The 21207-nt window shown below is 36.7% G+C and carries 20 protein-coding genes; 13 read left to right on the forward strand and 7 right to left on the reverse strand.

Going from position 1 to position 21207, the window contains the following annotated elements:
- Positions 1–61 precede the first annotated feature (61 nt).
- The 4 genes from gltX to panC all read right to left on the reverse strand — a co-directional run bounded on the left by gltX (position 62) and on the right by panC (position 3827).
- Positions 62–1570, reverse strand: coding sequence for a glutamate--tRNA ligase (gltX, locus tag QOX03_RS01145; protein WP_283671162.1), 1509 nt, complete (start codon positions 1568–1570; stop codon positions 62–64).
- Positions 1571–1638: 68 nt separating this feature from the next.
- Positions 1639–2616 (reverse strand): lysylphosphatidylglycerol synthase transmembrane domain-containing protein, encoded by a 978-nt coding sequence (locus QOX03_RS01150; protein WP_283671163.1) that lies wholly within the window; start codon positions 2614–2616, stop codon positions 1639–1641.
- A gap of 6 nt (positions 2617–2622) precedes the next feature.
- Complete coding sequence (gene panD, locus QOX03_RS01155; RefSeq protein ID WP_283671164.1) at positions 2623–2970, reverse strand: aspartate 1-decarboxylase; 348 nt, start codon at positions 2968–2970, stop codon at positions 2623–2625.
- Between the two features lie 14 nt (positions 2971–2984).
- Positions 2985–3827: a pantoate--beta-alanine ligase gene (panC, locus tag QOX03_RS01160; RefSeq protein ID WP_283671165.1), complete on the reverse strand. Its 843-nt coding sequence runs from the start codon at positions 3825–3827 to the stop codon at positions 2985–2987.
- Positions 3828–3960: 133 nt separating this feature from the next.
- On the opposite strand from panC, the gene QOX03_RS01165 reads away from it, so the two are divergent.
- The 7 genes from QOX03_RS01165 to hemE all read left to right on the forward strand — a co-directional run bounded on the left by QOX03_RS01165 (position 3961) and on the right by hemE (position 12258).
- A complete protein-coding gene (locus tag QOX03_RS01165; protein ID WP_119057089.1) occupies positions 3961–4758 on the forward strand; it encodes a glycogen/starch synthase in 798 nt (265 codons plus the stop codon).
- Positions 4759–4776: 18 nt separating this feature from the next.
- Positions 4777–6423 carry a DUF4270 family protein gene (locus QOX03_RS01170; RefSeq protein ID WP_283671166.1) on the forward strand — a complete coding sequence of 549 codons (1647 nt, stop codon included), beginning with the start codon at positions 4777–4779 and terminating at the stop codon, positions 6421–6423.
- Between the two features lie 364 nt (positions 6424–6787).
- Complete coding sequence (locus QOX03_RS01175; protein ID WP_283671167.1) at positions 6788–8314, forward strand: sulfatase-like hydrolase/transferase; 1527 nt, start codon at positions 6788–6790, stop codon at positions 8312–8314.
- Positions 8315–8370: 56 nt separating this feature from the next.
- A complete protein-coding gene (hemA, locus tag QOX03_RS01180; protein ID WP_283671168.1) occupies positions 8371–9624 on the forward strand; it encodes a glutamyl-tRNA reductase in 1254 nt (417 codons plus the stop codon).
- Entirely contained in the window at positions 9621–10562 is a 942-nt protein-coding gene (gene hemC, locus QOX03_RS01185) for a hydroxymethylbilane synthase (RefSeq protein ID WP_283671169.1), read from the forward strand. The genes hemA and hemC overlap by 4 nt, the downstream gene beginning before the upstream one ends.
- A gap of 6 nt (positions 10563–10568) precedes the next feature.
- Positions 10569–11240, forward strand: coding sequence for a uroporphyrinogen-III synthase (locus QOX03_RS01190; protein ID WP_283671170.1), 672 nt, complete (start codon positions 10569–10571; stop codon positions 11238–11240).
- Positions 11224–12258 carry a uroporphyrinogen decarboxylase gene (hemE, locus tag QOX03_RS01195; RefSeq protein WP_283671171.1) on the forward strand — a complete coding sequence of 345 codons (1035 nt, stop codon included), beginning with the start codon at positions 11224–11226 and terminating at the stop codon, positions 12256–12258. Before QOX03_RS01190 ends, hemE begins: the two co-directional genes overlap by 17 nt.
- 6 nt (positions 12259–12264) lie before the next feature.
- On the opposite strand, the gene QOX03_RS01200 is transcribed toward hemE, so the two are convergent.
- Positions 12265–12801 carry a TlpA family protein disulfide reductase gene (locus QOX03_RS01200; protein ID WP_283671172.1) on the reverse strand — a complete coding sequence of 179 codons (537 nt, stop codon included), beginning with the start codon at positions 12799–12801 and terminating at the stop codon, positions 12265–12267.
- A gap of 55 nt (positions 12802–12856) precedes the next feature.
- Between QOX03_RS01200 and pth the strand changes: the two genes are divergently transcribed.
- From pth to QOX03_RS01225, 5 genes are all read left to right on the forward strand, one after another.
- Positions 12857–13423: an aminoacyl-tRNA hydrolase gene (gene pth / locus QOX03_RS01205; protein WP_283671173.1), complete on the forward strand. Its 567-nt coding sequence runs from the start codon at positions 12857–12859 to the stop codon at positions 13421–13423.
- Positions 13420–14172 (forward strand): lysophospholipid acyltransferase family protein, encoded by a 753-nt coding sequence (locus QOX03_RS01210; RefSeq protein WP_283671174.1) that lies wholly within the window; start codon positions 13420–13422, stop codon positions 14170–14172. The genes pth and QOX03_RS01210 overlap by 4 nt, the downstream gene beginning before the upstream one ends.
- Before the next feature lie 38 nt (positions 14173–14210).
- A complete protein-coding gene (bcp, locus tag QOX03_RS01215) occupies positions 14211–14660 on the forward strand; it encodes a thioredoxin-dependent thiol peroxidase (RefSeq protein ID WP_283671175.1) in 450 nt (149 codons plus the stop codon).
- Between the two features lie 7 nt (positions 14661–14667).
- Positions 14668–15693, forward strand: a complete 1026-nt coding sequence (gene recA / locus QOX03_RS01220; protein ID WP_119058728.1) for a recombinase RecA — start codon at positions 14668–14670, stop codon at positions 15691–15693.
- A 341-nt stretch (positions 15694–16034) separates the two neighbouring features.
- Entirely contained in the window at positions 16035–16895 is an 861-nt protein-coding gene (locus QOX03_RS01225) for a hypothetical protein (RefSeq protein ID WP_283671176.1), read from the forward strand.
- A 61-nt stretch (positions 16896–16956) separates the two neighbouring features.
- On the opposite strand, the gene QOX03_RS01230 is transcribed toward QOX03_RS01225, so the two are convergent.
- On the reverse strand, positions 16957–18417 hold the full coding sequence (locus QOX03_RS01230) for an aminoacyl-histidine dipeptidase (protein ID WP_283671177.1): 1461 nt from the start codon (positions 18415–18417) through the stop codon (positions 16957–16959).
- A gap of 21 nt (positions 18418–18438) precedes the next feature.
- Positions 18439–19824 (reverse strand): dipeptidase, encoded by a 1386-nt coding sequence (locus tag QOX03_RS01235; protein WP_283671178.1) that lies wholly within the window; start codon positions 19822–19824, stop codon positions 18439–18441.
- Between the two features lie 174 nt (positions 19825–19998).
- Here QOX03_RS01235 and QOX03_RS01240 point away from each other — a divergent pair, with 174 nt between their 5' ends.
- Positions 19999–21186 (forward strand): sensor histidine kinase, encoded by a 1188-nt coding sequence (locus tag QOX03_RS01240; RefSeq protein ID WP_283671179.1) that lies wholly within the window; start codon positions 19999–20001, stop codon positions 21184–21186.
- Positions 21187–21207 lie beyond the last annotated feature (21 nt).

The following is a 21207-nucleotide window of genomic DNA, read 5'->3' on the forward strand; positions in this document are numbered from 1 at the left end:
GAGCATATTGATAGCGAAAGCCGCCGTAGTGTGTCAAAATTTTGTTTCAAATTTTCTGTTTTCAGTGGCTGTAATCTATAAAAAATTGAACTCGTTTTTCGATCTCATCTTTACCTAGAAGTTCCATCATCAGTGGAATATCTGGCCCGTGCAATGCCCCAACAATTGATAAGCGTAGTGGCATCATGATTTTTCCAAATCCTATTTCCTGAGTTTTTACAAAATTTTGAATTTCATCATGAATGTTTTCTGCTGAATAAATTTCAATATTTTTTTGAAGGCTTAGAAAATTCTTTAAAATTTCTTCTGTATCCTCCTTCCAAACTTTTTTCACACCTTTTTCATCAAAAACTTGTGGCGCTTGGTAAAAAAACGAAGCATTTCCCCAAAGGTCTTGGGCGAAACTTGCACGTTCCTTTACGGCGTCAATCACTTTCAAATCAAAAGCGTCGTTCGGCTGAATTTGGTGACTTTTGATGATTTCTTGGAACGAAGCCAAAAGTTCCTTACTGGTCAACTGCTGCAGATATTGTTGATTGAACCATACGGCTTTTTCAGGATTAAATCGTGCGCCAGACTTATTTACTTTAGATAAATCAAACAAGCGAATCAAGCTAGGAAAATCCATGATTTCCTCTTCGGTGCCAGGGTTCCAGCCCAGCAGCGCTAGCATATTGATGAACGCACCAGGCAAGTATCCAGATTCTCGATACCCGTCATGAATTCCATTTTCAGTTTCCCAAGCCAATGGAAACACTGGAAATCCTAATTTTTCACCATCTCTTTTGCTTAATTTCCCTTTTCCTTCAGGTTTTAGAATTAATGGAAGATGTGCAAATTGTGGCGCTTCCCAGCCAAAAGCTTTGTAGAGCAAAATGTGCAATGGCAAAGAAGGTAGCCATTCCTCGCCACGGATGACGTGCGAGATGCGCATTAAATGGTCATCGACAATATTGGCAAAATGATAAGTTGGTAATCCATCTGATTTGAACAAAACTTTATCATCTAAGGTGTTACTTTCTACTACGACATTTCCACGGATAATGTCGTGAGCTCTAATCGTTTCATTATCAGGAATTTTAAATCGAATTACAAAAGGAGTTTTCTGATTCAGAAGTTCTTCGACTTCAGATTTTTCAAGGCTGAGGGAATTTTTTAATTCATTTCTATTTGCTGAATTGTAGAGAAAAGCATTACCTCTTTTTTCTGCAGCTAATCTCAGATTTTCTAACTCCTCGGCAGTATCAAAAGCGTAATAAGCTTTGCCTTCGTTGAGCAAGGTTTGAATGTGATTTTGGTAAATATCATTTCTTTCCGATTGACGGTATGGGCCGAAATTTCCGCCAGTTTCTGGTCCTTCATCGGGAGTTAGCCCGCACCAATTCAGGGCTTTGATGATGTAATCTTCGGCACCCTCCACATAGCGTTTTTGGTCGGTATCTTCAATGCGAAGCAGAAACTTGCCGTTGTGTTTTTTGGCAAATAAATAATTGAATAAAGCCGTGCGTACACCGCCCATGTGTAATGGGCCAGTGGGGCTAGGGGCAAAACGAACTCTAACTTGACTCATTGATATGAATTTGGGACAAAAATAAGCATCAGAATAGTTTATTTAAAGCGGAATGCAATAATAATTTTCTAAGCCTTTAAAAATTTTTGGTTTTTTAAATTTAAAATAAAAGCTAAAATCCCTAAAAATAAAGAGATTAACGTGTGTGGCGTATGGACTAAAAATCCAAAAGCTAAACCTGTTTCGGCTGAAAATCCTAGTGTGATAAACCCTAATCGCATCGCGGCATGATAAGCTCCAACGCCTCCACTGGCAGGAATCATCATGCCAATGGAACCAACAAAGAGGATATAAAAGCCTTGAGCTAAATTGATTTCTTGTGTGGCAGGGAGCGCAAAAACGATAAGGTAAGTCATTAGAAAATAAGCCAACCAAATCAAAAAAGTGTAGAGCAGAAATAATTTCTTTTGGCGTATTTTCTGAATACTTTTTAAGCCGAGCAAAATCCCTTGAAGTATTTTTTCGAATTTAGAATAAAAAGAAAGTTTTTTGATTTTTTTGAGAAAAAGAAAAATGAAAATGATAAAAAAAATTCCAACAAGAATGCTCCAACTGGGAGTACTATTCAATCTTTCCTGAAAAGAGATTTGTTTAAATAAATTTATAACCAAATCAAAATTGAAAAATAAGGTAAATAAAGAAATGACACCAAAGCATAAAATGTCAATGGCTCGTTCAGCAATCACGGTGCCAAAGGATTGGTCAACAGGCGTTTTGGTGATTGAATAGAGCGATGTGCAACGAGCCAATTCGCCCGAGCGAGGAATGATGAGATTCCCAAAATAATTCATGCAAATAGCTATAAAAGAGTCTTTGCTACTGATATTGGAATTGATGGGTTCTAAAAGGATTTTCCAGCGTTCGCTCCGAAGCCAATACGCTCCAATGCCAAGAGCTACTGAGATGAAAATCCACCAAAGATTGGCGTTGGCAAAAGATAATTTGATTCGCTCCAAATCAATTCCACGAAAGGCAAACCAAATTAATATAACTGCTAGCAAAAAGGAGATGCACAGCGCTAAAGTGTTTTTGAGCAATATGCCCATAGAGAATTAATTCAGTTGATTATTGTCATCGGGGAAGATAATCTGAGGTTTTATCTCAGCAGCTTCCTCTGGTGTGCAAAAGGCGTAGCCGATGATGATGACCTTATCACCTCGCTGAACTTTTCTAGCAGCAGGGCCGTTCAAAACAACTTCACCAGAACCTCTTCTGCCTTCGATGATGTAAGTTTCAAGTCTCTCACCATTGTCGATGTTGACAATCTGTACGCGTTCACCTACGAGCATTCCAACGGCTTCTATCAAAATCGGGTCTATGGTAATGCTCCCCATATAGTTGAGTTCTGCGCCAGTAACGGTCGCACGATGTATTTTGGATTTGAAAACCTGTATTTGCATAGCGCAAAGATAAATTAATTTAACTTCATATTGTCAATTAATCGGACACCGCCAGCATAGGCAGCGATGAATGCACGCATGGGTTGACTTTTGTCAAAATTTTCTAAGGGTTTTAAATTTTCTTCGTTAGCGATGATAAAATATTCCAATTTTAGAGAAGAGGCTTCAAAAGCGGTATTAACTATCTCATCGATTTTTTGAAAATTTTCTTTGGTAATGATTTGCTGCACACGAGCCAGCGTTTTGTAGATGATGCTGGCCTCTCTCCGTTGCTCTGCACTGAGTTTGGCGTTACGTGAACTCATCGCCAAGCCGTTTTCTTCTCTGTAAATATCTACAGGAACAATTTCTAAAGCTTTGAAAAATTTCTGAGCCAAAGTTTGCACGATTCTTAGTTGCTGAAAGTCTTTCTCGCCAAAATAAGCTCTGTGTGGCTCAATGGCACTGAAGAGTTTGTGCAAAATAGTGCCGACGCCATCAAAATGCCCTGGGCGGAATCTTCCTTCCATCTCATGCTCTAGCCCATTAAAATCAAAGTGTTCAGACTTTTCACCGTCGGGGTAAACTTCTTCTACAGAGGGTAGAAATAGAATATCGCAGTGATTTTTTTGTAACAAATCAGCATCTTTTTCATGATTTCTAGGGTAAGTTTTTAAATCTTCGATATTGTTAAACTGCGTGGGGTTCACAAAAATAGAGCATATGCTGATTTTGTTTTGAGCTACAGACTTTTGCAGTAGCGATAGATGCCCTTGGTGCAGGGCGCCCATGGTGGGGGTGAATCCTACGCTTTTGCCTTGATAATGAATTTCTTCTAAATATTTTTTAAGGCTTAAAAAATCGAAAAATATTTCCATATTTAAATGTTAAATTTCTGCCAACTAATCGCAAAGCTACAGCTATGAAATATATTTTCAATGATTTTTTGTACTTTTGCTAATATTTTATAAGAAAAACTACGATAAAAAAGTTTTATTCAAAATTAGATTTATGCGCATTCTTTATGTTTCATCAGAGTTAATTCCTTACACGCCAGAAAATACACTTTCAAACGCAGCGCTAGAGTTGCCTAGAATTACGAACGGGCAGGGAAATGATGTGCGGATTTTTATGCCGAGGTTTGGTACGATAAACGAACGCCGGCATCAGTTGCATGAGGTGATTCGGCTTTCTGGAATGAACATGATTGTTAATGATATAGACCAACCTTTAATCATCAAAGTAGCATCGTTGCCCAATGACCGCATGCAGGTTTACTTTATTGATAATGAGGAGTATTTTAAAAGAAAAGGTATTTATGAGGATAAAAAAACTGGTGAGTTCTATGAGGATAATGATGAGCGTGCAATTTTTTTTACGAAAGGAATTCTAGAAACAATCAAAAAACTGAACTGGAAACCTGACGTTATCCATGCACAGGGGTGGATGTCTGCACTGATGCCGCTTTACTTGAAAACTTACTACGCTGATGACCCCTTCTTTAATGAAATTAAAATCGTTTATTCGCTGTTTGATAAGCCCTTTGAAGGGATTCTGAGTGATGATATGATGAGTAAAATTGCTTTTGATAAAATTGATGAAAAAGAATTTGAGCATTTAAAAAAGCCGACTTTTAATAATTTATTGAAAGTGGGAATAGACCACGCTGATGTGGTAGTGCAAGGCGATGAAGTCTTGCCAGATGAAATTATGGATTATATTAAAAAAACAGATAAGTCTTTCAAAGAATATGCAGTGGCGGAAAGCCTTTGTGAACTGTATCCTTCGCTTTGTGAAGTGAAAGACTAAAAAAATCAGAATTATTTTATGGGAAAAGCTTGGAGTAGAGTTTTTTTGTTCATTTTCGGTTTATATTCTTTATCTAGTTGTGAGCAAGAAGATAAATTAGTGGGAGCTGGAATATTAGGAAATGGTAATACCGTTTTTGAAGAACAAGAGATAAATGTAGAAGTTTTTAATCTATTTGAAGATTCCATTCGCTCAGATAGAAAAGCACTCAATAGCAGAGGGGGAGTCAATTTATTATCTGGAGCGGTGGTAGGCGTTTATGATGAGCCTGTTTTTGGGAAGACAAAAAGTGCTTTTTTCGTTCAGCCTAGATTATCTGCTTTAAATCCTAAATTTGGCCAAGATCCACAACTGGATTCTATTGTTTTATCTATCCCTGTCTTAGGTTTTATGAAAGACACACTAAGTGTAAAAAAAGAGCTTTTAAAGACTACTTATGTGAAAAAAGTTGATGATGAGTGCCAAAAGGTGACAGATACAATACTCACTTACCGTGAATTCAGAAAATTTGAATTAGATTCAATTTATGGGAACAAAGAAGCAAAAATGACACTACAAGTTCATCAAGTTTCTGAGCCGATGTTGTCGATCGATACAGCTTTTTACAGCAAGAGAAGTTTTAAGACAGGAGATTTGCTTGGCGAAAAAGAAATTGATAAATATGCTTTTACAGAATATGTTTACAATTTAAACCTAAGAGCTAAAGTTGATAGCGCTAGAAAAAACACCATATTACAAGATAGCGTGCCTAGCATCAAAGTAAAGTTAACAGGACTGAACAGACTTGTGCAAAATGAGATTTTAAAAAAACCATCTCAATTAAGTAATCAAGCTTATTTTGTGAATAAAATTTTAAAGGGTTTAAAAATTTCGGTAGGAAATGACCAAGGTTTTTTATTAGGAATAAATCCATCTAAAATGCAGTTGAATATTTATTACAACAGGGTAAATGAAGATTTCAAAGATGCAAATCATAATGGAATAGATGACCGAGAAGAAAATTGTGATGTAAAAGTACTACAACCAAGGTTGAATGCTACTTATCAGTTAAGTTTAGGGGGGGCTTACAATGTTCTACAAAGTGAGATTCAAAATGAGAGAGGTAGTATTGATTATACCACTCAGCAGTCTTCTAATCTATATTTAGAAGGTATGGGAGGCTCTTTTGCAAAATTGCATATAGATGATAAGCAACTCTCGGATTTCAAAACGACGGCAGAAAAAAATAAGTGGGCGATTATCGAAGCTTACCTACGCGTCTACCCCAATCATGGCATGCAAAAGAATCTAGCTTTGCCACCATATTTGTATTTATATAATTATACTAAGAAAAGTTTGATAGATGATTATGTAGGAAATAATCGTGCGGGGCAAACACCATTTATTTTTGCAGATATTAGTAGAAAATATAACAATAAAAAAGGCTACTATCAATTGAAAATCACAAGATTGATAAAAAATATTGTGGAAGAAAATGCAACTAACCCAGATTTAGCCATTAATGTAGGAAATTACTACAATCCAGGTCAAAGTGTTCAATATCAGCCACCCTACTATTGGGCAACCGATCAAGTTCAAAATCCGTATAGATTAATCGCTCATGGGGAAAATTCTAGCGACAAAAGTTTAAAATTAATCATCAGATATACTAAAAAAAAATCGTAATGCATTAAAGCTAGCTTAGAAAATTTAAATAAGCTACAAGAAATACTAGATTCAGAAATATTGATTATAAAGCAATTAATCGTTAAGTTTTTGATTTATAATTGATTAAGCCGATTGTTTCAGTGAAATAGAAATTAATCTATCTGAAAATCATATGTTTATATATTCGAATATATATTCGAAAACTTAAAAAGCAGGAATTTAGCTAAATTTAGTCAAAATCACAAGACTTAGCATAATTTAAATAGTCCAATAAATTTGAGTCCTAAAGAAACTTAAACGAGTGAAAAAACAAATCACGTTTGATAATGCACTAGGAGTTAAATTTTATATCTTTAAGGCTTAATCAATAAAAAACAAAGCGGTGAAAAAGTGGAATTATCTTTTGGTTGGAGTTGGTTTTCTACAATCTTGTTATATTCAAAAAGGTAAAAAACAAGAATCAGTACAAAAGCCTAATTTCCTTATCATCTATACCGATGATGTTGGTTATGGAGATTTAAGCAGCTTCGGAGGTAAGATTCCAACGCCACATTTAGATTTTCTAGCCAATAATGGAGTGAAGCATTTGCGTGCTTATGCGACAGCAGCCACAAGTACACCCTCTCGATTCTCACTATTGACAGGTGAATATGCTTGGCGAAAAAAAGGAAGAGGAGTTGTAGCTGGTGATGCCAAAGCCCTGATTCCAGCAGGAAGGCAAACCGTGGCATCGGTAATGAAAAAAGCAGGTTACCGCACGGCTATCGTCGGGAAATGGCATTTAGGTTTGGGGGGAGGAGATGGCCCGGAATGGAATGCAAACATCAGTAATTCGCCGATGGACATAGGCTTTGATTATAATTTCATTATGCCTTCTACTTCAGACCGCGTACCCATTGTCCTGATGGAAGGGCGGCGAATAGTAAATTTAGACCCTAATGACCCTATACAAGTCAGCTACAAACAGAAAATTGGTGATTGGCCAACAGGAAGAGAAAATCCGGAAATGCTAAGATTAAAACCCTCACATGGTCATGATATGACGATTGTCAACGGGATTAGTCGCATCGGGTATCAATACGGTGGCAAGTCAGCTTTATTTAGAGATGAAGATTTAGCCGACCAATTTGTAGAGAAGAGCATTCAATTTATTCAAAAAAATAAAGAAGAATCCTTTTTCTTAATGTTGAATACCAATGATATTCACGTTCCACGCATGCCACACGAGAGATTCCAAGGGAAATCGGGCTACGGATTGCGCGGTGATGCGATTTTATCTTTGGATGAAAGTGTTGGGAGGTTGACTCAATTTCTCAAAGATGAAAATTTACTCGGCAATACCATCATCATCTTTTCTAGCGATAACGGTCCTGTGTTGGATGACGGCTACCAAGACCAAGCAAAAGAATTGCTTGGCGAACACAACCCATGGCAAGGCTTAAGAGGAGGTAAATATAGCTCTTACGAAGCTGGGACACGTGTGCCGATGTTTATCTATTGGCAAAACCATATTCAACCAAAGGTTTCATACAATCTCATCAGTCAAGTGGATTTGTTGGCTAATTTAGCAGCTTTCACACATCAAAATTTCGATGAAAATCAGTCTCCAGATACGCAAAATCAATGGGAAGCTTGGCTGGGGAACAACTCAACGGGGAGAGATTACGTAGTGCAAGAGGCTTTGCGCCTGAATATGAGCCTTACCGATGGACGCTACAAATACATAGAAGCCACAGAGCGACCAGCTAAAGTTGCGTGGGAAACAGGCATTGAGACTGGGCTCTCTAAAGACGAGCAACTATATGATTTGAAACTTGACCCGCAAGAGAAAAACAATATTGCCCTAGAAAACCCTGCCTTGGTAGCTAAATTCAAGCAAATTCTAGCGGAAGAAAAGAGTGTAAAATAATTAGTGAAAATTTTTTAAGGCTTAAAAAAAATATAAAAATCAGTATCTTTGCCTTTATGTTGAAAGAAGCCAAATCGCTGAATCAGTTTTATGTAATTGGGGTAAGTTATGAAAAAGCAGACGTAAAAACCAGAGGAAAGTTCGCTTTTTTTGACCATTTGATCAGTTCATTGGTCATTGAGTCGAACCTAATAGGCATTCAGCATCTGTTTGTGATTTCTACCTGCAACCGTACCGAGATTTACTTTTTTGCAGAAGAACCAGATAAAATGTATGAGGTTTATTGTAAGCAGGTAGAGGGTGATGTAGAAACCTTTAAACAAATTACTTTTCAAAAAAACGGGAAAGATGCTTTAGAACATCTTTTCAGAGTTTCATCAGGTTTGGAAAGTCAAATTTTAGGTGATTTTGAAATTTTAGGACAAATTAAAATAGCCTTTAAAAAATTTAAAAAAGCGGGCTCTGCAAATGCTCATTTAGAACGTTTTATCGATACGGCAGTTCGTATAAGCAAACAAATTAAAAATGAAACCAGCCTTAGTGATGGAGCAACCTCGGTTTCTTATGCTGCAGTGCAATACATTACTCACCAATTTCAAAATTTTAAGAATAAAAAAATTACACTTTTCGGGACGGGAAAAATTGGGCGAAATACTTGTGAAAACCTCGTGAAACAAACCCATAATGACCAAATAACGCTCATCAACCGAACTAACGAAAAAGCAGTGAAATTAAGCGACAAGTTGCAGGTCAATCAAGTAGATTATAAGTTTTTAGATAAAATTTTGAATGATTCAGATATCTTTATAGTTTCTACTGGTTCATCAAAACCTGTGATATTCAAAGAAATGATTAGCACAACCAAACCCCTGCTGCTTGTCGATTTGTCGATTCCAGCAAATGTAGATGCCGATGTGAAGGAATTGCCAAATGTCACATTAGTGAATGTAGATGAATTATCACAAACTATAAATCAAACTTTAGAAGACAGGCAAAGCCAAATTCCTAAAGTAGAAACGATTATTCGGCTGAATATGTGGGAGTTTGAAGAATGGCTAGAGAGTAGAAAATTCGTACCAGCGATAGAAGCATTCAGAGAGCGGATGGAGTTTTTGGCTGAATTTGAAAAACGAAAATTAGAGAAAAAAGATATAGAGATTTCAGAAAAATCTTTAAGTACTAGTTTAATTCAAAAAATGACCAATCAATTTGCCAGCTATGTTATGGATAGTCCTGAAGGAGAAGCCGAGAAAACCATCAATTTATTCAATGAAATTTTTCATTTAGAATTAAAGCAAGAAAGAAAATGAGTCAGGCTAAGAATGGAAATCCCAAAAGCAAAAAAATACGTATCGGAACTCGGAAAAGCCCACTAGCACTTTGGCAGGCACAAAAAGCTGAAGAAAAGCTGAAGGAATTTGGGTACGAAACTGAAATTATTCCAATTTCTTCAGAAGGAGATTTACGCTTATCTCAGCCAATCTATGAGCTTGGTATAACTGGTGTTTTCACCAAAACTTTAGACATTGCTTTAATCAACCAAGAAGTTGACGTTGCTGTACATAGCTTGAAAGATGTGCCGACACAATTAGCTGATGGATTACACCTAGCGGCTTGCTTACCTCGTGGGAGCTATCAAGATATTTTAGTCTATAAATCAGGAGATTGGGCTCAAAAAGAAAAAAGAATAATAGCAACGGGAAGTCTTCGCCGAAAAGCTTTTTGGTTGCATCAATTCCCACAAGATGAATTAACAGATTTACGCGGGAATGTGCAACTAAGAATACAGAAATTATTAGACAATAATTGGGACGGAGCCATTTTTGCCTATGCAGGATTAGAACGTAGCGAAATTTTACAAAGCCTTGAAAAAAAGGCTTTGAAATACCAAGTTCTAGAAGATATGATTTCGGCGCCATCACAAGGAATTGTGGGGATTGTAGCTCGGGAAGATTTGGATTTATCAGCGCTTACACATCAGTCAACGCATCAAGCAGCACTCGCAGAAAGAGCTTTTCTGCGAAGATTAGAAGGAGGATGCACGGCACCCATCGGTGCCTTAGCGAAAGTTAAGGGTAAGGAAATGCATTTTAAAGGAGCAATTTTGAGTTTAGGCGGCGAACAAAAAGTGGCGGTAGAAGAGAAGTTTGAATTTTCAGAAGCTACTCAGGCAGGAATGGAAATGGCAGAAAAGGCATTGGCAAAAGGTGCTGGCGATATCGTAGAGCAAATAAAAAGATATCTCTAAGCGCGCATGCCGAAGATTTTATTAACTAAATTTTATAAGCCTCAGATTTTAAAGCAAAAATTTTCTAAGCCTTTAGAAATTTTTAGTCAAGATTTCATTCAGACGCAAGTCATTCCGTTAGAAGAAATTCAGAAAAAACTCAAACGAGAACAAAAATTTATTGTAACAAGCAAAATAGCAGCCAAGCATATTTTACCTTTATCGCTCTCAGGCACTTTTTACTGCGTAGGGAAAACTTCTGCGCAATTGTTGTCTAATGCGGGACATAGTGTAGTGACGACTCAGCCTGATGCGGAAAGCCTATCGCAGTGGCTACTAAAGAATATAACTACAAAATCGACTATAATTTATTTTTGTAGTGAAATTCGCCAACCAACGATTGCTGAAGCTCTGCAAGAAAGTCACATTCAGCTCAAAGAAATTATAACGTATTATACTTTTAGTCAATCAATTAAATTGAATCAAGATTATGATGCATACGCTTTTTTTAGTCCATCGGGGGTGAAATCTTTTCTGAAAGAAAATAAAATTCCCAAAAAATCGGTTATCTTTGCCATTGGTAAAACTACCGCCCAAGCATTAGAAAAAAAAGGAATAACACAAGTTGAGATTCCAAAAGAACCTGATGCAGACAGTTTGTTTAAAAAAATAGAAGAATATTATGGCAATCAAAAATGATTTATTTTTAAAAGCTTTGAGGGGAGAAGAAGTCTCGCGTCCACCTGTATGGATGATGCGCCAAGCGGGACGTTATTTACCTGAATTTATAGAGCTTAAAAAGAAATATGATTTTTTTACACGTTGCCAAACGCCAGAGTTAGCGAGTGAAATCACGCTTCAGCCGTTTCATCGATTCCCGATAGATGCCGCCATTCTGTTTTCAGATATTCTAGTTGTGCCACAAGCTTTGGGGTTAAATTTTGAAATGAAACCTGGCGTAGGACCATGGTTAGAAAATCCTGTGAAATCAGCAAAAGATGTAGCAAAACTGAGAGATGGCGATGTGAATGATGAATTACAATACGTTTTTGATGCAATTGATTTGACAAAAAAGGGATTAAATGATGAGATTCCTTTGATTGGTTTTGCTGGTTCCCCTTGGACTATTTTTTGCTATGCCGTGCAAGGTCAGGGTTCTAAAAATTTTGATAAAGCAAAGGCTTTTGCCTTCTCTCAACCCGAAGCGGCACATCAGTTATTGCAAAAAATTACCACCGCCACGATTTATTATTTAAAAGAAAAAGTAGCACAGGGTTGTAATGCAGTTCAGGTTTTTGATAGCTGGGGGGGGATGCTTTCGCCCAAAGATTATCAAGAATTTTCTTACCAATACATCGAGCAAATTGTTAACGAATTATACACTGAAGCACCAGTCGTTGTTTTTGGCAAAGGTTGTTGGTTTGCTTTAGAAAAAATGTCACAAAGCAATGCTTCAGCTCTAGGCGTTGACTGGACAATAACGCCACAATTAGCTCGAGAACTCACTGGATTTAAGAAAACTTTACAAGGGAATTTTGACCCAAGCCGATTGTTTTCTTCACCAGAAATCATTGAGCAAATGGTGACCGAAATGATTGATGACTTTGGGGTTTATAAATATGTTGCAAATCTAGGGCATGGTATTCTGCCTAATGTCCCATTAGAAAATGCCCAAGCTTTTATAGAAGCTGTAGTCAATTACAAGAGTAAATCTTGATTTTTTCTAAGGCTTTAGAAAATTTTCAAAAATTTCATCGTCAATACTTTGTGCGTTGTAAACCAGTACTTTCCCGTTTTGGTCTAGCAAGATATAGCGTGGAATCCAATCCAATTTTGCCCAATTGATAAAGGCGTTGGAGGAATCTTTCGCCCAGCCAGTGTTAAAGAAATAATGTTCACCATTGATGTGATGGTTAGCAAAGTGCTTCTGAATACCGTTTTGCCAATCTTCTGCTGAGTCATCTACCGAGAGGAAAATAAAATTAACATAAGGGTATTTTTTTTGAAAATATTCTACTTTAGGCAAAGACTTCACACAATCTCCACACCAACTTGCCCAAACTTCTAAAACGGTGAAAGAAGCTTGATTTTTGACGATCTCTCCTATCGAATATTCGTTTTCTTGAGTATCATAAACAACTTGATTTAAAGTTTCAGGATTGAAATTTTCAGGCTCTTGAGCTAATTTTTTTCCGCATCCGCTAAATAAGAAAGGAGCTAAGAGTAAAACCAGCAAGTTTGTATAAAATTTATTTTTCATATATGAAATAAAAATAAGGCTTTAGAAATTGATATACAAAAATTATATTTGTCTTATGCAAAAATACCTCATTGTGGGCTTGGGTAATCCAGGTCAGAAATACGAAAAAACACGTCATAATATTGGCTTTTTGATTTTGAACCGAATGGCTGAAAAAGCCTGTGCGTCTTTTGAAAATGGGAATTTTGGCGAAATTTTGCAGTTTAAATACAAAGCAAGACCCGTTGTTTTACTCAAGCCAAATACCTTTATGAACTTGAGCGGAAATGCTGTTCAATTTTGGATGAAAAAAGAAAACATCAACCTAGAGAATTTATTGGTAGTAACGGATGATTTGAACTTGCCCTTTGGAACTTTACGACTGCGAGGGAAGGGCAGCGACGGCGGACACAATGGTTTAAAGCATATTCAGCAAGTCCTGAACACAACAAAATATCCGAAGTTACGCTTTGGAATTGGCGATGAATTTAGCCGAGGACAACAGATAGACTATGTTTTGGGTGAATGGAGTGATGATGAAAATCTAAAATTAAACGAGCGTGTGGAAACCGCTGCTGAAACCTGTTTTAGCTTTATTTTTGCAGGGCTTGCAAATACGATGAATCAATTTAACGGGAAATGAAAATCATAAGCGGTGCGTTGAGTTTTCTTTGGCGAATTTGGTTTGTACTGATTACCATTCTTTTTACTTTATTTTTTGCTCCTTTTGTTATTTTCCCTCTAAGTTTTCGGGAGAAGGACACCAAATACCTAGCTCAAGCTTTACGTCTTTGGGCACAATTGATTTTTTACGGTTCAGGTTTGAGCTATCAACTTCATTCGCATGAAAAATTAGATCATAATCAAGCTTACATCATTGTAGCCAATCATACTTCTTTGATGGACATTATGCTAATGCTCATCATTGTAAAGCAACCATTGGTTTTTGTAGGCAAAGCAGAACTCTCTAAACTCCCTATTTTTGGCCCAGTTTATAAAAGAGTGAATATTCCAGTAGACAGGCAGAATGCAGCAAGTCGAGCTTTGGTCTTTAGGAAAGTTTCAGAAAAAATCAAGCAAGGAAAATCCGTGTGTATTTTCCCCGAAGGAGGAGTGCCAAATTCTCAAGTTTTTTTAGACGATTTCAAAGATGGGCCATTTGCATTGAGTGCTATTTTGAAGATTCCCATGGTGGTATTTAGCTTTTGTGGAATGAAGGAACGCTTACCTTATGGCTACTTCACGGGTGGGCCGGGGCGAGTAGAAGTGTTCTTGAACGAAATTATTCCAGCTGGGAAGTTTGAGAAAAAAGAAATCCCAAAGTACAAAGAATATGTTTATCAACAGATATATCAGCAGCTGAAAATCTATGAGGAAAATAAAAATTTTTAAAGCCTTTAAAAATTTTTATCTTTACCTCTATGCAGAAAATGTTAGAAAAAGGCGATCAAATTCCTAATGTTGCAGGAATAGACCAAAACGGGAAGGAAATTAGGCTAGAGCAGTTCCGAGGCAAAAAGCTAGTGATTTTCTTTTACCCAAAAGCTAGCACACCAGGTTGCACCAAAGAAGCCTGTAACTTGAATGACTACCGAAAAGAATTAGAAAGGTTTGGTTATCAAATAATTGGAGTGAGTGCAGATTCAGTGAAGCGACAAAAAAACTTTAGTGATAAATATGAATTTCAGTATCCGCTAATTGCAGATGAAAACAAAGAAATCATTCAAGCTTTTGGTGTTTGGGGGCCAAAAAAATTCATGGGGAAAGAATATCAAGGGATTCACCGTACAACCTTTCTAGTGGATGAAAATGGCATCATAGAAGAAGTTATTAAAAACGTGAAAACAAAAGAACACGCACAGCAAATTTTAAATCAATAATTAAGAAATGGCAGAAAAAGATACCAATTCAGAAAAGAAAAAAGCGCTCCAGCTGGTGCTGGATAAAATGGATAAAACCTATGGCAAAGGAACGGTAATGCGCATGGGTGATGATGCGATAGATGAAAACATAGCGGTGATTCCTTCGGGCTCACTGGGGCTAGATATTGCTTTGGGCGTTGGTGGCTACCCACGTGGAAGAATTATCGAAATTTATGGGCCGGAATCTTCAGGGAAGACAACTTTGACGCTTCACGCAATTGCAGAAGCTCAGAAAGCAGGTGGTATAGCGGCTTTCATCGATGCAGAACATGCTTTTGACCGTTATTATGCACAAAATCTGGGGATTGATGTGGAGAATTTAATTATTTCTCAACCCGATAATGGAGAGCAAGCCTTGGAAATTGCTGATAATTTAATCCGTTCGGGAGCGATTGACATCATTGTGATAGACTCGGTGGCGGCATTGACGCCAAAAGCTGAAATTGAAGGTGAAATGGGGGACTCTAAAGTGGGGTTGCAAGCGCGTCTAATGTCACAAGCTCTACGTAAGTTAACTGGTTCTATCAACAAAACAAAATGTACGGCTATTTTCATCAACCAATTGAGAGAAAAAATAGGCGTAATGTTTGGAAGTCCCGAAACGACGACGGGTGGTAATGCATTGAAATTCTATGCATCAGTTCGTTTAGATATTCGTCGTTCAACGCAAATCAAAGATAACGATAATGAAATTACTGGAAACCAAACGCGCGTGAAAGTCGTGAAAAATAAAGTGGCTCCACCGTTCCGTAAGGCAGAATTTGACATTATGTATGGTACAGGAATTTCTAAAAATGGAGAAATTCTTGATATTGGAGTGGATTTGGGTATTATACAAAAAAGTGGCTCATGGTATTCTTACAATGATTCTCGACTAGGGCAAGGGCGAGATGCGGTAAAAGCCATTATTGGTGACAACCCAGAGTTAGCTGAAGAAATCGAAAATAAAATCAAAGAAGAGCTAAAAGAAAAAGATACTGCTCAGAAATAAAAAAATCTAAGCCTTAAAAAAAAATGTTGAAAATTAAATAAATCCGTGAAAAATCTCACGGATTTTCTTTTTTATAGGGTAAAATACTATCATTTTACCACCAAAGGAGTCAATTAAAATAATGACGGCTATATTGATTTTTTACCTGAGTAGAATCAAAATTTCAAAGTTTTTAATGAAAAATGTATTTGTCTGAACATTATAAGATAAACTCAAAAATAGTTAAGCTCAATTAGACATGTAAGATGCAGCTCTGCAACAAGCTTTCCAAAAAAAAACACTGACTTTTGTAGTTTTTTTGTTGCAAAAAATTTCTTAGTTTTAGAGAAAAAATTTGACTTATGTTTAATCTTGTCATTCCTACCGATTTTTCTCAAGAAAACCGTGAAACTGTTTTTTCTTTTTTAGATATTTTCTTTCAGCACTTACCAAAAGAAGGTGTTACAAAATTAACTCTTCTGAATGCGTATGATACACCGCGGGTTGGGCAGAGTATAATATACAATATGGACGAAAAACTAAGTGAAATAAGCGAAGAGGATTTGGAGAAAGAAGCGAACTTCATCAAAGAGAGGTTTGGTAATGTATCTGATTATCAGATTGAAAAGTGTTCACAAAAAGGCTCATTGCTCAATGTTTTGCATCTTTATGATAAAAAAGATGAGATTGATTTTGTTATCTTGTCTTATAAAGCTGATAACTTCTTTGATAAGATATTCAGAAACAGCGAGTTAAACCCTTCTAATATCGTTAACAGCTTAAAAGAGCCAGTTTTGTTTTTGCCCAAAGGCCAAACGCCGAAGGATATAAAAACAATTTTATTTGGAGTAGATTTAAAGCCATTTGATAATGATAAAGATTTCGAATTATTTTTAAAATTTGCAGAATTTTTTGGAGCTGAAATTAAATTTATACACATCAATACTGGAGCTGAAGGAATGAACGAACAGCTGTTTCATGATACTTTTGACTCCAAACTATCCTCTTTCAGAGGAGAGTACAGCTACGTAGAAATTCAATCCCCTAGAGTTATTGATGGTTATTTGGAATTTACGAAAGAAAACAATCCAGATATGGTTGTTTTGATAGAACGAGAAGACAATTTCTTAAAAAGCTTTTTAGGTGATAGTTTTGCTGATAATTTTTCAAAATCATTCACTTCTCCGCTACTGGTTTTGAGCGAAAAGTATGATAATGAATAAAAAAGGTTAAAAAAAGCCATTTTAAAACAGATTGAAATGGCTTCTTTTTTTAAAAAAAAATCTACTTATTTGGTATTTTTTCTAAAATATTGAGCAAATATTTCCAAAATTTTTGAGTTGAAGAAATGCTTACCTTCTCATCAGGTGAATGAGCCCCAAGTATCGTCGGGCCAAGTGAAATCATATCTAAACCAGGAATTCTCTCGCCCAAAATCCCACATTCTAAACCTGCGTGGCAAGCAACAATATTGGGCTTATGACTGAACATCTCAAGGTAAAGATTTTCTAAAAGCTTTAAAATCTCAGAATTAGGATTTGGCTGCCAACCTGGGTAAGAGCCTGACAATTCTGTAGTAAAACCAGCCTTAGAAAAAGCTTCCTCTAGAAGTTGAGAAACTTCATCCTTTGTTGATTCCATGCTGCTGCGCGTCAAATTTTCAATTTCAGCCTTGCCCTCTTTCAGTTCAATTTTAGCAACATTATTAGATGCTTCTACTAGGCCAGGCATGTTTTCGCTCATTTTATAGACACCGTTGTGTAAATTTTTAATAAGGCTTAAAAAATCTTCAGTATCTTTTTCACTCAAAGTTTTATCTAGAGCAGTTACTTTTGCGTCGATGAGGATTTGAAGTTTAGGGTCAACTTCATTAAACTCCTTTTTGATATCCCAAGCTTTAGCTTCTATAGCTCTCCCTATTTCTGCCACATCCTCATTTTTCACAACAATTTTTGCCCAAGCTTCCCGCGGGATAGCATTTCGTAACCCCCCACCTTCAAACTCAGCAATTCTAAATTTAGATTCCACTGAAGTCAACAAGCGAGCAAGAATTTTATTAGAATTTCCTAAGCCTTTATGAATTTCCATTCCACTGTGGCCACCTTTCAATCCTTTCACGCTGATTTTCATACCATAGGATTCATCATCGTTCACGCTCTCTAGCTCATAAGTTCGGTGAGCTGTGACATCCACGCCGCCAGCACAGCCAATCCCGATTTCATCATCATCTTCAGTATCAAGATTAAGAAGAATTTTACCATTGAGTAGACTCCCGTCCAGTTGCTGCGCACCAGTCATTCCCGTTTCTTCATCTATGGTGAAAAGCGCTTCGATTGGCGGATGCTGAATATCTTGAGAAGCCAAAATAGCCATGATGCTTGCAACTCCCAAGCCATTGTCTGCACCCAAAGTTGTGCCCTTTGCCATGACCCAATCGCCATCAACTTTCATTTCAATTCCTTGCGTATCAAAGTCAAAATCGGTGTCATCATTTTTCTGATGAACCATATCCAAATGCGATTGCAGAATCACTGTCTTGCGATTTTCCATTCCCTTAGAAGCTGGTTTTTTAATGATGACGTTGCCTATTTCATCTTCCAAGGTTTCTAGGTTTAATGATTTCCCAAAATCCACCATAAAACGACGGATTTTTTCTTCCTTTTTAGAAGCTCGAGGAACTGCATTCAAGTCAGCAAAAAAATTCCACAAAGCTCTTGGTTTAAGATTTCTAATTTCTTGATTCATATTTTTTAAGCTTTTAAAAAATTAAAATTTTTCTGAATAATATTTATAAAAATAAGGGATAGTTTCAATTCCTTTGAAGAAATTATCAACCCCAAAATTCTCATTGGGTGAATGAATAACATCAGAATTCAAGCCAAACCCCATGAGGACAGATTTGCTTTCTAAAACTTCTTCAAACAATGCCACAATTGGAATGCTCCCACCCGACCTGTAAGGCAAAGCCTCTTTGCCAAAAGTCGTTGTCATGGCTTCTTTTGCTGCCAAATACCCTGAGCTTGCAACAGGCAAAACATAAGGTTGGCCACCGTGAAGGATTTGGCAATTTACACGCACAGAATTAGGCGCTATTTTCTCAAAATAAGATTTAAATAATTTTGAGATTTTTTCTGAATTTTGATGAGGAACCAAACGCATTGAGATTTTTGCAAAAGCCTTAGAGGGGATCACCGTTTTAGCTCCCTCACCAGTGTACCCGCCCCAAATGCCGTTCACATCTAGCGTTGGGCGAATAGAAGTTCGTTCGTTGGTAGAAAAACCTTTTTCACCTTGAATGTCTTTGATGCCAATTGCATTTTTATACTTTTCTAAATCAAATGGAATTTTAGCCATCTCTCGCCTTTCTTGCTCTGTCAATTCTTCTACATCATCATAAAATCCTGGGATATTGATATGCCCGTTATCATCTATCAAGCCAGAAATCATATCACTTAAGACATTGATGGGGTTGGGGACAGCACCGCCATAGATGCCGCTATGCATATCTCGGTTAGCACCTTCCACTTCTATCTCTACGTAACTCAGCCCTCTCAAGCCTACACAAATAGACGGGATATCCTTCCCAGCTAATGTAGTATCAGAGATTAGAATAATATCATTTTCTAATTTCTCTTTATTTTCTTTGATGAAAGAACCTAAATGCTCTGAGCCGATTTCTTCTTCACCTTCGATCATGAATTTCACATTACAGGGTAAGGAGTCATTTTCTATCATAGCTTCGATGGCTTTCACGTGCATGAAAAACTGCCCTTTGTCATCAGAAGCTCCACGAGCAAAGATAGCTCCATTGGGGTGAATCTGCGTTTCTTTAATGACGGGCTCAAAAGGCTCTGAATCCCAAAGTTCGAGCGGGTCTGGAGGTTGAACGTCGTAGTGGCCATAGACTAAAATAGTAGGTAAATTTTTGTCAATGATTTTATCGCCATACACAATCGGATGCCCTTCTGTAGAGCAAATTTCAACATTTTCTAGCCCCGCTTGTATTAAGAATTTTTTGGTCAAATCTGCTGTTTTCAGCATATCATCTTTATAGCGAGAGTCTGCGCTGATGCTCGGAATCTTTAATAATTCAAATAATTCGTCTAGAAAACGCTGTTGATGCTCCTTGATGTACGTATTTACTTTATCCATAAATTTGAAATTAAACTTTTAAAGGCAATAAATTTAAAATCTTTTGGGCATAAATTAAGAATTTTTAAAGGCTTAAAAAAATTTTGTTTGAAAAGTCTGAATTTTAATTCAAATTTAAAAGCCTATTTGAATTTTATGATTTGAATTTCTTTTATTTCTTAAATTTACCTCTGCATGCCAAAAAAGTTTATAAAAAAACAATTTTTCCGAAACAATTCTTTGAAGAGTTGGCTAGGTTTTTCTATGATATTTTTATTCTTCGCATTTATATTATATGCGTCTCATTATGTGGTCAATACGCTAAGGGCAGATGAGAAAAAAAAGGTGGAAAACATCAAAAATGCACTGGAATTGCTGAGTTCAGAAAAGGTGATTTCAGACCAATCGCGTGCTTTTGCGCTGAAGATTACCCAAGACAATACGTCGATTCCGTTGATTTTGATTGATGAAAAGGGAGAGTTTTCTTTTCAGAAAAATTTAGATCAAGAGGAAGAAAATTTGAGAAATAACCCAAAATATTTAGCTCAAAAAATTAAAAGCATGGCAGAATATCATCAGCCACTGGATGTTAATTTGCCTTTTGGTACTCAAAAAATTTATTACGAAAAATCATTTTTACTATCTCGACTTCAGTCATATCCTTATTTGCTGATTTCCATTTTATTGGTATTTATGCTTTTTAGCATTTGGTACTTTAGCACGATAGAGGCTCAGAAGAGGAGCTTTCTCTGGGCAGGAATGGCAAAGGAGACTGCCCACCAGATTGGCACGCCACTATCATCTTTGCTAGGCTGGATTGAATTGCTCAAATTAGAAAGTTTAAAGGAAAAATCCATCCTCATTGAAATGCAAAAAGACGTCCACCGATTGAATTTAATCTCAGAACGCTTTTCTAAAATAGGTTCAGAACCTGAGCTGAAAAAGCAAGATTTAGTGAAAGTCTGCGAAGAAACATTTAGATACCTGAAGCAAAGGATTTCTAGCAAAGTAGCGTTTACTTTTTCCCATTCATCTTCGGTTATATATGCTGATATAAATGCAGAACTTTTGGGCTGGGTCATAGAGAATCTGGTGAAAAATGCGTTAGATGCCATGAAAAATGAAGGTGAACTTAAATTCATCTTGAAAGAGCAGGAAGATAAAGTCAGAATTTTAATTCAAGATAATGGCTCAGGAATTCCACAGCAGAATAGAAAAAATGTATTCAAACCTGGTTTCACAACCAAAAAGAGAGGTTGGGGTTTGGGCTTATCTTTAGCTAAAAGAATAGTGGAAGATTACCACAGGGGGCAAATTTTTGTTTTGGAAAGTGACAAAAATGGAACGACTTTCCAGATTTTACTTCCCAAAATAAAAAATTAATTTTCAAACAGGTATTTTCAT

This window comes from Candidatus Ornithobacterium hominis, from assembly GCF_951229915.1.
In the GTDB taxonomy this organism is placed as follows: Bacteria; Bacteroidota; Bacteroidia; order Flavobacteriales; family Weeksellaceae; genus Ornithobacterium; species Ornithobacterium hominis.